The organism is Haloplanus litoreus (genome assembly GCF_045690335.1).
In the GTDB taxonomy this organism is placed as follows: domain Archaea; phylum Halobacteriota; class Halobacteria; order Halobacteriales; family Haloferacaceae; genus Haloplanus; species Haloplanus litoreus.
Genome location: NZ_CP147874.1, coordinates 1490257 through 1503328 on the forward strand (window position 1 = coordinate 1490257; position 13072 = coordinate 1503328).

A 13072-nucleotide genomic window follows, 5' to 3' on the forward strand; every position below is an offset into this window, starting at 1 on the left:
CACACCGTTGGTCACAACTCGGTGGCAACCTTCGACGTTCCACGCGAAAGCGTACTTGAGAACCGAGGAAACGCGCAACCTAAATATCCACTTTGTGGAATCTTCGCCCTTTAGGTCGGAGAGGATGTCAAGGGAGAAACGAGCTGCTAAGTCTGATTGCGGGTTGTTTGCTCATCCTCGGCGGAATCACGCGTGCAGTGTTTCAATTCGTGCCGTTGAATGAACTGGCTGGAACCGTAGCTAATCTCGTTCCCGTAGTTGGAATTTTTGCGGAAATGTTCGCTCACCACTACCGCGAGCAGGAGTAGATGGATCCGACAGCAAATGCGAGAGCAGAGACCTAATTTCGAAGGATGGAGACGACCGTACCAAGGGCAAGGAGGGCACCGAGCCCGATGATATACAACGGCTTGTTGCTACTCTCGTGTTTGAGGAACGCCTTTCCGGGTGAATCCGTTGGGACGTAAGCCGTTACGGTGGCTCCGGGTTCATATCCCTCTAATTTCGCTCTGGCGTCTTCCTTAGTCTCGAACTCGTGCGTAACGCCACCGGGATACATATGCGAGGATGTGTAGGTTTCACCCTCGTAGGTGTAGTTGAACGTCGCTTGGGGACTGTAGTCGTCGGTTCCACGTCGCTCATTGATCCGTTCGATCGAGGTAGAGACGATCGTCGCATCGACCGTTTCCGTGGAGTCTAATGCTGCTGATTGAGACGAATAACTGTACGCTCCATACCCCATCGACCCGAACCCAACGATCAACGCAAGTGCGATCTGGAGGGTCCCCGATGGGCCATCGAAGTTGAATTCCATACCGGAGGTGTGGAACTAGTTGATGGTAAAAGAAGAATCCCTGTTTCTCGCTCCGTAACGACGTTCCACGCATATTGGATCTCGATGTCACGGATTATCAGGGCGATAGATCAACCGTGGGTGACGCAGATAACATGAGAACTCGGAGTGTATCGACGGCGGTGTTCAGATAAGGATTGAAAGGTGAGGCGTAGCGTTTTCTGAGTGATCTATGCCCGAAAACGCTAGCCTCATCGTTGTATCGATCGGATTGAGTTAGGTTTTGTGGAACGAGAGGCAACACCGCGGCTGTTTATGAAGCTCAGTATTCAGCTCCATCTTGCTGGACTATCACTTTCGAATACTGTCTCTATTCTTGAGATTTTCGGTGTTGAACGGGCACGATCCACCGTTCACAACTGGGTTCACAAGGCAGATCTACAGCCCGAAGAAGGTCGAAGCCCGGATCACGTTGCGGTTGATGAAACGGTGATCCGGCTCAACGACGAACAGTATTGGCTGTACGCCGCGGTCGATCCGGAGACGAACGAATTACTCCACACAAAGCTTGAACCGACGAGAACGAACGTTATTGCTTACTCGTTCTTTCGCGAATTACGCGAGAAACACGACGTTGACGACGCGGTGTTTCTCGTCGATGGTGCGACACCACTAAACGACGCGTGCCGTCGCCACGGCCTCGATTTCAGATACGAACGTCACGGAAATCGGAACAGCGCCGAACGTATCTTTCGTGAGGTAAAACGCAGAACTACCAGTTTCTCGAATTGTTTTAGCAACGACGAATCAGAAACTGCAAACGAGTGGCTTCGATCGTTCGCCGTCGCATGGAATCAACTACTCTGAACAGGACCCTCGTCGCCGAAGCGTTTTCCCCATCACTCTCCGAACGTAGCTCTATGCCGACCCTCGATCCCGGATCTCCCCCCGGGCTTCGCGCGTTGTTCGAACGCCGGGGACTCAACGCCACCCTCGGCTGGGTGTTCGTCGGCGTCCTCTGTCTCGCGGGGGTCGCCGCCTTCGGCTCGCGGCCGCTCTGGGCGGGGTTCACGTTCACTCTGGTCGCCCTGGCCGTCGCGCCGGCCGTTGCGTTCCGTCGTGTCGATGCGATGGTTCCCTGGGAGGTGCTCGCGCTCGCCTCCGCCCCCGCGCTGGGGCGGATTCTCGTCATCGGACAGACGGTGGGTGGGGTGACGCTCACGGGACGGGTCACTACCTACGTCGCCGTCGCGGCCGCGGCGCTCATCCTCGCGGTCGAACTCGACGTGTTCACCCCGGTGCGGATGACGTTCTCGTTCGCGGTGCTGTTCGTGGTCGTCGCCACCGTCGCCACGGCGGGGCTGTGGGCCGAAGCCCGATGGCTCTCGGATACGTTCCTCGGGACGTCCATCCTGCTCGACGGCCGCCCGGAACACGTGATCGAGGAATCGCTGATGTGGGACTTCGTGGCGGCGACCGTCGCCGGTGCCGTCGCCGGCGTACTCTTCGAGTACTACTTCCGTCGGTTCGCGGACGCCACGCCCCGCTATCCGATCGAACGCCGTTCGGACGGTGACTGAGATGCGGCTGCGTGATCACGTCGGTCTGACCGACCGCCGGCAACGACAGCTCTCGCGTGCGATGCAGGCGGCGCTCACCGGACTCGTCTTCGTCGGCCTCTACGACGGCAACCCGGGTATCGTCCTCAACGCCGCCATCGGTCTCGGGGTGACGCACCTCCCCGCAGTCCTCGAACGCGACTACCACATCCCGATGGATCCGGCCCTGACCCTCTGGATCACCGTCGCCGTCTTCCTCCACGCCCTCGGCACCGCGGGACTGCCGGGTTCGACGGTCAACCTCTACCGGAGCGTCTGGTGGTGGGACCACCTGACGCATACGCTGTCGTCGTCCATCGTTGCCGCGGCGGGCTACGCCACGGCCCGCGCCATCGAACTCCACTCGGACGGTGTCTCCCTGCCCGGTCGGTTCATGTTCGTGTTCATCCTCCTGTTCGTCCTCGCGTTCGGCGTCTTCTGGGAGGTCATCGAGTTCGGCGTGACGGCCGTCGCGTCCCTCATGGGCACCCGAAGCGTCCTCGTCCAGTACGGACTCGACGACACGATGCTGGACCTCCTTTTCGATACCCTCGGTGGCGTCATCGTCGCCGTGTGGGGGACGGCCCACCTGACGGATCTCGTGGGTGTGCTCTCGGATCGTTTCGGCGATGTGGAGCCCTAGATCCCGCGCTCGGTGACGGCCTGTGCGACGGAGAGCGCGACGAAGGCGGTGCAGACGACGGCCGCGTAGCCCAGCCCCGACACCGCGGCGAACGGACGGACGCCGAGGGCGGCGAGTCCGACCGGGACGGCACAGACGACGGCGACGAGGAGGTACCAGCGCCCCCAGCGGCGACGACTCCGTTCCGTGACGGCGTCCAGATACGGCAGGCAGTCCTCGGCCCCATCGGCGAGTTCGACCCGCCCCGCCCGCCGGTCGTAGGAGACGATGTTCTGGTCGGCGAGTTTTGGCAGGTGCATCTGATAGAGCGCGGTCTGCACTCGCTTTCGCTGTTTGTACGTCACCTCGTTCTCCTCGCAGTCGTTCTCGATGGCGGCGATGTACTCGCTTAGCTCCCGCAGATCAACCGGCCCTTCGTGTTCGCGAAGGTAGTTGATGACCTCCCGCCGGCGCTCGTTCCGCAGTATCGAGAAGAGCGCGTCTCGCGAGAGTTCCTCGGCTTCCGCAGGGATGAGTTGTGGCGCCATCGATCACCGAACCCGCGCTTTGCTCCCGACGGCTACCGGGTCCCGTTCCCCTCGATCCATGCGTGTACACCCGCGTTCGGACGGCATAGTGTTACCTCCTGTCCTGCCGTACGCTGTCGTGCGTGTCGCACGCATCGTCTCGGTTTTCGTTCATCACGTGCGTTCTTTCACCCAGTTCGCGCACACCGTGGGTCCACGTGACGTGACGAGCCGCGAAACGAACAACTAAACGCGCGCGGGACTCTGGGAGGATTCATGCCAAGCGACACTTCCTCGGAGATACGGGAACTCGTGGCTCGACGGGCCGACTTGCTCGACGAACTCCGCGACGGGCCGCGGGAGAAACGGGCGCTGGTGTCGTCGCTCCCCGTCTCGCGGTCCACCGTCGACCGGGCGGTCACCGAACTGACCTCGTTCGGCCTCGTCGCCGAGGTGAATGGGCGGGTTCGATCCACCGCCGCCGGTGACCTCGCGGCGTCGCTCCACCGCGACGCCGTCGCGGGCCTCGACGAACTGCTGGGGCTGGCGTCGTATCTGGACGGGATCGACGAGTGCATCCGGCCGCAGCCGTGTTTCTTCGGCGCGACCGACGTGGTCACCGAGGAGGACGGGTCCCACGCGCCGGCCGAGCGGCTGATCGAGGCGTTTCTCGACGCGGATCGGTGTCGGCTCGTCCGAGGGTCGATCCGCCCCGCCTTCTCCGCCGACGTTCGGGAGCGAATGCTCGACGGCTCGCTCGTCGTCGACGCGACGCTCTGTCGTGACTCCGTCGCGTTCCTGCGTTCCTACCACGAGTCCGACCTGGCGCGAGTCCTCGGCACGGACCACCTCACGGTCCGGGAGTATCCCGAACCTCTTCACTCCGGTCTGTACCTGTTCGAGACGGACGGCGAGGTAAGCGTGTCGCTGACCATCCACGCCGAGACGACCGACTCCGTCCGGGCGTTGCTCGAAACCGACCGCCTCGAGGCAGTGGCGTGGGCCGAACGGGCGCTTCGAGCGGTCCGGGAGCGCTCGTCACCGGTCGAGAGCGTCTGAGAGCGGGTGGTCGGGACGTGGATTTAAGTCATCCGTGAGCGAATCTGTCAACAGGGGACAGTACCCATGGTTTTCAAGAAAATCACCCTGATCGGAACGAGTCCGGAGAGCTTCGACGCCGCGGCCGACGACGCCATCGACCGCGCCGACGAGACGCTCGACAACGTGAAGTGGATCGAAGTCGACGAACTCGGCGTGGAGGTCGCGAGCGTCGAGGACCGCGAGTACCAGGCCGAAGTCACGGTGGCGTTCGAACTCGTGGACTGACGACGTTCGTGAGCGCCGGCGGGGGTCCACGGGTCTCGCCCGACGCCTCACGCCGACCCGACGTGGCGATCTCATACGGAGTGTCGTAACCGTTTCCCGGCCGTCGCCGTCTCCGTGGTCGGTGACGGCCGGAACTGACTTCCGACGGGCCGCATCGGTTGGCCGGAGAGAATACATTGAAACCATCCGGTGCCATCAGTGCTCCCATGACGCTGGTGGTCGTCCCGGTCCGCTACCCGCTCAGTAGACACTCCCGGGCGACGCTCGCAGAGGCGATCAGCATCGCCGAGGAGCGCGACGCCGACCTCACGGTGTTGCACGTCGACCTCTATCAGGAGGGGCGGGAAGTGACGCGGACCGACCTGAAACGCGCGGTGGAGGCGGAGTTCGGGACCATCTCCCGTGCCCGCTACGTGGTCCGTCGGGGCTTTCTCGTGGAGGAGACCATCCTCGACGAGGTGGCTGCCGAACACGCCGACACGGTCGTCATCGGCTCGAAACAGGTCGGCCGCTGGCGGCGCGCCTTCTCCCGATTTCTCGACGATCCCGACATCGACACGTTTCTGCGGGAGAAACTCGACTGCGACGTGATCACCGTCAGCGACGAGTGAGACGGCTCGTTGTACGTCAGTGCCGATGAGTCGCCGCCGTGTGTCGGCGACCCACCGGTAACCCGTCACGACGATCCGCCCGAGTCACTCCGTCGGCGACCCGGTCCCGGTAGCCGTCCGGTCCCCGTCGGCGTTCGTCACCCCATCCTCGGTCGCGTCGCGTGCTCGCGTCGTCGGCCCGCTGGCGTCTTCGGTCTCCCCATCCGGCGGTCGCATCGCAGACCCGTCCTCGACTGCGACGCGTGCCCGCCCGCTGTGTTCGTCGAACAGGAGGTGCTGGTGGGGGTACGCGATCTCCACGTCCGCGTCCGTCAGATTCTCCCAGATCCGCTCGCGGACGGTCGACTCGACCCGTGGAATCTTGTACGGTGTCCGCGTCCAGAACCGGAGGGAGAGGCGGACGCCGCTGTCGGCGTAGGCGTCGATCAGGCAGGTCGGCTTCGCGGGATAGCGCGCGCTCCCGATGCGGATGTCCGGGCCGCCCTCGATCACCTCCTCGACGTTGCGCGCGGATCGCTCCATGATCCGCCGTGCCGCCTCCAGGTCGCCCTCGTAGGTGACGAGCAAGGGGATCGACAGTCGCGTCCGTTCGTCCTCCGCGGAGTAGTTGGTCACGTCGCGTTCTCGCATCGACGAGTTCGGGACGACCAGGAAGGTGTTCTCGAGGGTGAGAATCTTGGTGTAGCGGAGCGTGATGTCGTCGACGAACCCGCGCCGTCCGTCCTCCAGCTCGATCATATCGCCGATTTCGTAGGGGTTGTCCGCGAGGACGAACACGCCGTTGACGATACTCCCGACGATGGGCGCGAGGACGATACCGAGGACGGCGGAGAAGACGGTCACCGAGAGGACGATGTCGCCGATGCCGAGGCCGACTATGCTGCCGGCGACGAACGTCGCGACGACGATGGTCGAGACTCGCAGCAGGCCGAGGACGGTCTGGGCGACGCTCTGTCGCTGAAACCGTCGGGCGACCGTCCGGCCGAACAGGCGCACGAGGAACTTCGAGAGGACGACGCCGCCGACGACGATGAGTCCGGCGACGACGACGCGAACGGCGGCGAACCCCCACAGCCACCGTAGCCACTCGAGCGTCCCGATCGGTGGTGTCGTCCCTGCCAGTACGGCCGCCCCGGCGTCCATGCTCATCCCTCTCCGCCGTCGAAAAAAAGGGTTTCCACGGGGACCGCGTCTCCGGCCGATCACAAGCTACTATAGCGTCCCCGGCCCAGACCGTACCGGAATGGACCGACGGACGCGAGAGTACCTCTCGGGGCGCTTCGGCGACTACTACCGGAGCGCGGATCCGACGCTGCCGCCCGCGGCCGACTCGCGGGAGTGGGGCCACATCCCGTGGACGAGTGGCGACGCGACGACGATGGTGCGCCACCAGTCGATCTACGACCTCGGGGAGATAGCCGACTTCCTCCGGCGCGAGGCGCCGCGTCACGTCTACTTCTCGGCCGCGCGGTACGACGACCCCGGTGCGGCCTCGATGGACGAGAAGGGGTGGGAGGGTGCGGACCTCGTGTTCGACTTGGACGCCGACCACCTCCCGAGCGTCGACCCCGACGCGGCGACCTACGCCGAGATGCTCGCGGCGTGTAAGGACGCCCTCCTGCGACTGCTCGACCTGCTGGAGGACGACTTCGGGTTCGAGGACGTGACCGTGGTGTTCTCGGGCGGCCGCGGCTACCACGTCCACGTCCGCGACGAGGGACTGGCCGGCCTCGACTCGGCCGCCCGGCGCGAGGTGGTCGACTACGTCCGCGCGGTCGACTTGGACGTCGAGGGGCTGGTGCGGACGCGGGCGGTCGGCGGCACGACGCGACGCGAACTCCGCACCGAGGGTGGGTGGGGACGGCGAACCCACCGTCGTCTCCGGTCGCTCGTCGATGAGTTGCGGGCCCTCGACGAGGACGAGGCGATGGACCGACTCACGACGTTCGACGGCATCGGTGAGGGGCGGGCGCGCACGCTGCTCGACGCCTTCGTCGACAACGAGCGGGCGGTCGAGCGTGGCAACGTCGAAGCCGGCGGCCCGGGGGCGCGGATTCTCGTCGAGGCGCTGGCGGGCGAGACGGTCGGCGCGGAGACGGCGCCCATCGACGAACCGGTCACGACGGACACCCACCGCCTGATCCGCCTGCCGGGCAGCCTCCACGGGGGGAGCGGCCTCGTCGTCCAGCGACTCGATCGGGACGCAGTCGGCGACTTCGATCCCCTCGTCGACGCCGTTCCCGAGCGATTCACCCGGCGCTCCGTCCGGGTCGACGTGACCGATCCGGGACGGGTCGAACTCGACGGCGACACGTTTACGTTGGACGCGGGAGTGCAGACGGTACCGGAGTCCGTCGGCGTGTTCCTGATGACGCGCGACCGAGCCCGGAAGGTCAAAGAATGAACGTGGAGGAACTGCGCACCGTTCAGCGCACCGAACGACAGAAAGATAGCCTCCAGCACCTTCGGGACTCGTTTTACCGCGACGTCGCGGACTACATCGCCGAGCGCAAGGCCGAACGCGAACGCGTCGCCGAGGCGGCCGACGACCCGTTCTCCTCGCCCGAGGTGAGCCGCCTCACTGACGAAATCGAGACGGCCGAGGAAGTCGTCGAGAGCATCTACGAGCGACGCATCGGCAAAATCGTCAAGCGAGCCACCTTCGCCGCCGCGGGCATGGCGACCGAGGACGAGGGACTGACCAGCGAGGAGCGTGACCTGTTCGAGGATCTGGTCGCCCGCATCGAGACCAACCGAGCGACCGTCCTCGAGACGCTCGCCGGCGAGGCCGACACGGCGGATACGAGCGACGCGGCGGACGCCGACGGGACCGCCGACCCCGACCCCGACCCCGACCCCACTCCCGATCCGACGGCCGACCCGACGCCGCCGGAGGGGACTACCGATCCCACCCCGACACCGGCACCCGACGACATCCTCGCAGAGGCGATGGGTGGCGACGACGGTCCCGACGCGACGTCGACGAGCGACTCGACCGCCGCGGGCGGGTCGGAGACCGAGCCGACGCCGCCCGCGTCACCGACGCCGACGGTCGACGACGCCCCGACGCCGGACGGCGGCGAGGCCGCGGCCGACGACGAAGCCGACGCCGACCGCACCACCCTGCGGATCACCCGCGACGTGGGCGAAATCTTCGGCGTCGACGAACGCGAGTACGACCTCGCGAGCGAGGACGTGGTGACGCTGCCGACGCCGAACGCCGAACCCCTTCTGAATCGCGACGCCGCCGAGCGACTCGACGACTAGGTGGCGGTGCGAGCACCCACCGGTGCCCGCTCAGCCGTCTCCGTCCCCCGGGTACAGTCGATAGCCCACGAGTCCGACGACCACCATGCCGCCGACGGCACCGAGGATCGGCAGGCCGGGGAACGACGGGATGGTGTTGTTCTCGGCCGCGCCGCCGTCCGCGGCGGCCGCCGTCGCGGACTCTCCCGCGGCGGCGTTCCCCGTCCCGGCGCCGGCGCCGGCACCGGCGCCCGTGGCGTTCCCCCGAGTTCGCGCGCCGTCGAAGTCGAGTCGGATTCGTTCGCCGGCGTCGACGGGGCCGTCGCTGGTGAGCATCGGAATCGGTGCGTCGCCGACGCGGAGGTTCTCGGAGTGGTCGATGGCGGTCGGGTCGTACCCCTGGACGACGACGGTGAGCGACCCGGTGGCCCGCCTCGGCGCCGTCTCGACCACGGGACCCGTGAGGTCGTAGGCGACGCCGACTCGCGTGACGCCGTTCGCGGGGACGGAGACGTTGAGTTCGACGCCGGCGTCCGTCCGTCGGTACTCGGCCTCCTCACCCGCGACCATCCCGGCGTAGGGCGTGGCGTCCGTCGGCACGGGGAGTTCGACGGGGCCGACGAACGGGCGGTCGGTCGGGTTCCGGAGGGTTACCGTCTCGATTACGCTCGGGACGCTCGATTCGTTCCCCGGTGGCACCACCTGCAGGACGTAGGGACTCTGGCTGTCGTTGGCGACGCTCAGGCGCGACGCGTCGGTGATCGGCGGCCGCGCGACGATAGTCGTCCCGTTCTCGGCAGCGCTCGCCGTCCGGCGGTAGGGAACCCCGTCGACGGTTGCCCGAAGCCGGTACGTCTCGTTTTCTTCCACCGGGCCGACGGTGAACTCGCCGTCGTCGCCGGTCTCGACCCGTGTCACGACGAACCCGCTGTCGTCGGTTACCTGGACCGCGACGCCGGACAGCGGCGTGCCGTCGTCGTCGACGACGCGGCCGTCGACCGATCCCGAGAGGTGAATCGTCGCCCGCGTCGTGTTCCGGAGCACCTCGTAGTGGGTCGTCCCTTCGTACGAGACTCGGACGGCGTATTGGGGGGCGTCGGCCACGTCGACCGAGAACGACGACCCGCTGACCGTCGTCCGCGCGGGGTCACCGGCGCGTTGCAGCGACTCGGTCACGGGAACGACGGTCACCTGTGCTCCGTCCGCGGTGTCGCCGTCGACGGTGACGGTGCCGGACACCGACGTCGTGGCCGTGGCGGTCGGAACGGCGGCGAGACAGCCGAGAACGACGAGGAGCGTGAGGATGCGTTTCATATCAGTCTGCGACCTCCGGATTCGCGTCGCGATTCGTGTCGGGGGCGGCGGCGTCGGTCACCGCGCCGTAGCGGGGATCGAACAGGGCGACGAGACCCATACCGAGCAACAGCAGGACGATAGCGAGGCGCATCAGCGTGACGAAGGGGATGCGTTTGACCGTTATCGAGGCGGTGCCGTCGCTGACACCCGCGATGACGTAGGTGTCGGAGACGAGGCCGCGGTCGATGATGACGTCCCTGACCTGCATTCCGCCCTGCTCGGGGTAGCGTCGCTGGCCGGCGATTCCCGAGGCGCGGAGCCGGTCGCCTTCGTACACCGCGAGCGACACGCCCTCCGCGACGACGCGGGTCGGGACGACGCTCTCGGGGGGATCGGCCACCGGTCCGACCGTCTCCGGGCCGACGAGGACGACGGCGTCCGCACTCGGCACGAAGTTCCACATCAGTTGGCCGCGTGCGACGACGCGCTGTCCGGCGGCCACCGAGGCGTTGGTCTCGGTGTCGGGGAGGCCGAGCCAGACGCTCGACCCGTCGAGTTGGACGACCGTCGCTCGCGGTCCGTCGCGCACGTCCGTCACCGTCCCGTGGACCGTCTGGACGGAGCCGTTCAACGAGGCGCCCCGCCGCACCACCTGCTCGGTCGAGAGGGCGTAGGTCCCCACCGAGGGGTCCTGCGGGAATTCGGTTCGGGAGTGTTCGAGGATGCGGACCGAGTAGTCGGCGCCCTGAATCGGTTGCCGGGAGGTGTCCATCGACCCGTCGCCGACGCCCGTCGCCATCACGGATGCCTGTCCCGCGAAGAGGTACATGAACGGAAGCGAGAGGACGAGCAGGGCGGCCCCGACGTGGATGAAAGTGATCCCCGTCTCCTTCAGCTTCGCGTTTCGGGACGTCGTTGCCAGGATTCGGCCACCGGTGCGTTTCACCGTGCCCAGAATGGCGTAGGCGACCGGTGGCAGCACCGACAGAGCACTCGCCGAGCCGACGACCCGGTAGACGACGGCGTCGTCGGGGCGGGTCGTCGCCAACTGCCACGTCTCGGACGGGGCTACGACTGCGCCGACGAGCGTCGCGGCGGTGAACACGCCGAGGCCGACGAGCGCCCGTCGGTCCCCCTCGTGGTCGTAGTCCATGTAGAAGCCGAGGAGCAGCAGGATGCCGAGGACGAGTGGGTAGCTCCAGAGATTGTAGTAGCGTGCTTCGACCGAGACTTCGAGTCCGGTGATGGCGTTCCGGAGGAGTGGGAACGAGAGCCCCCACAGCGAGACGAACGTGAGCAGGCCGAAGCCGAGGACCGCGAGGTGGAGGAGGTTCGAGCGACGCAACCAGTGGCGGTCCGTCGCGTCGGAGTCGGTGTCGTCCGTCTCGCGCAGCCAGTACACCACCGGCGCGACGATGCCGAGCGCGACGGTCAGCGCCATGAGGACGAGGAAGGCCGCCCCGATGCCGCCGTCGGCGAAGGAGTGGACGCTGCGGAAGACGCCGCTCCGGACGACGGACGTGGTGTACACCGCAAGCGCGAACACCGTCGCGGTCATCGCCGGGGCGAGGACGCGATACCGTCCCGTCGGCTCGTAGGCGGTGACGGCGTGCAGCGTCGCGGTGAGGAAGAGCCACGGGATCAGAATCGCCGTCTCCACGGGGTCCCACGCCCAGATTCCGCCCCAGCCGAGGACGGTGTACGACCAGAGGCCGCCGAGCGCGACGGCGCCGGTCAGGAACAGCCAACTCAGACGGAGCCAGCGGGTGACGCTCCCGTGCCACGTCGGAAAGACCCCACCGTTGCCCCGGAACAGCGAGACGAAGTGGGCGGCACCGATGGCGAAAGGCATCGCCAGTAGGGCGTACGCCGTGAACATCACCGGCGGGTGGATAGCCATGTACGGGTCGACGAGCAGGGGATTCAGCCCCTGCCCGGACGTGGGTACGAACCCAGGCGGGGCGCCGGGGAACTGTGACCGAATCGACGCGAACGGGCTCTGGGCCAGCAACATCCCGGTGAAGTACGCGACGAGGCCGAGCGTGAGTGCGTGGATCAGTTTCGCGTGACGGTCGGGAATGCCCCGTACTGCGCCGGCCACCATGGCGACGATCGAGACGATGGCCGCCCACAGTAACACCGAGCCCTCGTTGGCGGCGTAGACGCCGGTCACTCGGTAGAGGACGGGGAGGTAGGACGCCGTGTTCTCCCAGACGTAGGCGTTCGAGTAGTCGGTGACGACGAACTGATACGTGAGATGCACCAGCGCCGCCACCAGCAACACGGCGGCCGCGGGGGTGAGTTTCGAGACGGCGTCGAGATACGCGTCGTCGTCGACGAGGTAGGCACGGGCGAGGATGGCGGCCGCCGACGCCGACGCGCCGAAGGCCAGCCAGAGGAGGGCCGTCCCGACGGCCAGGCTCATTGGGACTCACCCGTCGCGTACCGCTGCTCGCCCGCTTCGAGGTACGAGAGGAAATCCTCGGTACCGGCGTAGCCGTTGATCCGGACGAGCACCTCGCCCTCCGGCGTGACGATGACGTGCTGTGGGGGGTAGTTGACGTTGTACTTCCGCTGGAGGCGCGAGGCAGCGCCTCCGTCGTCGTCCATGTTCACCGCCACCTTCACGAAGTCGCCTAGCTCAGACTGCACCGCCGGATCGGCGTACACCTTCTGGTTGTAGTCCTCACAGTACGTACACCAGGTCGTCCAGAAGTAGACGATGACCGGTTTCCCTTCGGACGCGGCGGTCTGCTCCGCGGCCGTCACGTTCGTCTGCCAGCGTGTGTCCCCGTGATACGAGTAGTTCTCGTCGCTCAGTGTCGGTGCCGCGTGCATCGAGACATACCCAATACTGAGCAAGACCACGAAGAAGGCGAGTGTCATCGCCTTTCGAGGCTTCATTGGTGACGCCCAGTAACTGCTTCCCCCAGTAAAACCTACTGCCTCGTCACTCCCGTCCGCGTTCGCCGGCGACGGGCGAGTGCTTTAGCAGCCAGTATAGTGTATTTGAGGCGGCTAAAAACGCTATCTTCGAGTCGCCGACGCTTCGA

The 13072-nt window shown here is 66.1% G+C and carries 13 protein-coding genes and 1 pseudogene; 8 read left to right on the forward strand and 6 right to left on the reverse strand.

Translation table 11 applies throughout. The annotated features are described in order from the left end of the window. Positions 1–340 precede the first annotated feature (340 nt). The gene (locus tag V8686_RS08005) at positions 341–814 is read right to left on the reverse strand and encodes a DUF3592 domain-containing protein (protein ID WP_379703446.1); all 474 of its coding nucleotides are present in this window, start codon (positions 812–814) and stop codon (positions 341–343) included. Positions 815–1025: 211 nt separating this feature from the next. Here V8686_RS08005 and V8686_RS08010 point away from each other — a divergent pair. From V8686_RS08010 to V8686_RS08020, 3 genes and pseudogenes are all read left to right on the forward strand, one after another. Next, positions 1026–1660, forward strand: a pseudogene (locus V8686_RS08010) (IS6 family transposase). A gap of 53 nt (positions 1661–1713) precedes the next feature. Then, on the forward strand, positions 1714–2373 hold the full coding sequence (locus V8686_RS08015) for a hypothetical protein (RefSeq protein WP_379703447.1): 660 nt from the start codon (positions 1714–1716) through the stop codon (positions 2371–2373). A 1-nt stretch (position 2374) separates the two neighbouring features. After that, the gene (locus tag V8686_RS08020; protein ID WP_379703448.1) at positions 2375–3034 is read left to right on the forward strand and encodes a hypothetical protein; all 660 of its coding nucleotides are present in this window, start codon (positions 2375–2377) and stop codon (positions 3032–3034) included. Here the strand turns inward: V8686_RS08020 and V8686_RS08025 are convergent. Continuing rightward, entirely contained in the window at positions 3031–3561 is a 531-nt protein-coding gene (locus V8686_RS08025; RefSeq protein WP_379703449.1) for a DUF7344 domain-containing protein, read from the reverse strand. The two genes, V8686_RS08020 and V8686_RS08025, sit on opposite strands and share 4 nt — an antisense overlap. Positions 3562–3816: 255 nt before the next feature. Between V8686_RS08025 and V8686_RS08030 the strand changes: the two genes are divergently transcribed. The 3 genes from V8686_RS08030 (at position 3817) to V8686_RS08040 (ending at position 5477) form a co-directional block, all read left to right on the forward strand. Further along, a complete protein-coding gene (locus tag V8686_RS08030) occupies positions 3817–4599 on the forward strand; it encodes a helix-turn-helix transcriptional regulator (protein ID WP_379703450.1) in 783 nt (260 codons plus the stop codon). Positions 4600–4665: 66 nt separating this feature from the next. Further along, the gene (locus V8686_RS08035) at positions 4666–4866 is read left to right on the forward strand and encodes a dodecin (RefSeq protein ID WP_379703451.1); all 201 of its coding nucleotides are present in this window, start codon (positions 4666–4668) and stop codon (positions 4864–4866) included. Positions 4867–5072: 206 nt separating this feature from the next. Continuing rightward, on the forward strand, positions 5073–5477 hold the full coding sequence (locus V8686_RS08040; RefSeq protein ID WP_379703452.1) for a universal stress protein: 405 nt from the start codon (positions 5073–5075) through the stop codon (positions 5475–5477). A gap of 84 nt (positions 5478–5561) precedes the next feature. On the opposite strand, the gene V8686_RS08045 is transcribed toward V8686_RS08040, so the two are convergent. Beyond that, a complete protein-coding gene (locus V8686_RS08045) occupies positions 5562–6620 on the reverse strand; it encodes a mechanosensitive ion channel family protein (RefSeq protein ID WP_379828812.1) in 1059 nt (352 codons plus the stop codon). A 100-nt stretch (positions 6621–6720) separates the two neighbouring features. On the opposite strand from V8686_RS08045, the gene priS reads away from it, so the two are divergent. Together priS and V8686_RS08055 are read left to right on the forward strand one after the other, a co-directional pair. Beyond that, positions 6721–7881, forward strand: coding sequence for a DNA primase small subunit PriS (gene priS / locus V8686_RS08050; RefSeq protein WP_379703454.1), 1161 nt, complete (start codon positions 6721–6723; stop codon positions 7879–7881). Further along, on the forward strand, positions 7878–8744 hold the full coding sequence (locus tag V8686_RS08055; RefSeq protein WP_379703455.1) for a hypothetical protein: 867 nt from the start codon (positions 7878–7880) through the stop codon (positions 8742–8744). Before priS ends, V8686_RS08055 begins: the two co-directional genes overlap by 4 nt. Positions 8745–8774: 30 nt before the next feature. Here V8686_RS08055 and V8686_RS08060 read toward each other — a convergent pair whose 3' ends face one another. Genes V8686_RS08060 through V8686_RS08070 form a run of 3 tightly spaced genes read right to left on the reverse strand, consistent with a single transcriptional unit; the run spans position 8775 to position 12923 of the window. Next, the gene (locus V8686_RS08060; protein WP_379703456.1) at positions 8775–10037 is read right to left on the reverse strand and encodes a carboxypeptidase-like regulatory domain-containing protein; all 1263 of its coding nucleotides are present in this window, start codon (positions 10035–10037) and stop codon (positions 8775–8777) included. A gap of 1 nt (position 10038) precedes the next feature. Next, the gene (gene ccsA / locus V8686_RS08065; protein WP_379703457.1) at positions 10039–12444 is read right to left on the reverse strand and encodes a cytochrome c biogenesis protein CcsA; all 2406 of its coding nucleotides are present in this window, start codon (positions 12442–12444) and stop codon (positions 10039–10041) included. Further along, positions 12441–12923 (reverse strand): thioredoxin family protein, encoded by a 483-nt coding sequence (locus V8686_RS08070; protein ID WP_379703459.1) that lies wholly within the window; start codon positions 12921–12923, stop codon positions 12441–12443. Before V8686_RS08070 ends, ccsA begins: the two co-directional genes overlap by 4 nt. Positions 12924–13072 lie beyond the last annotated feature (149 nt).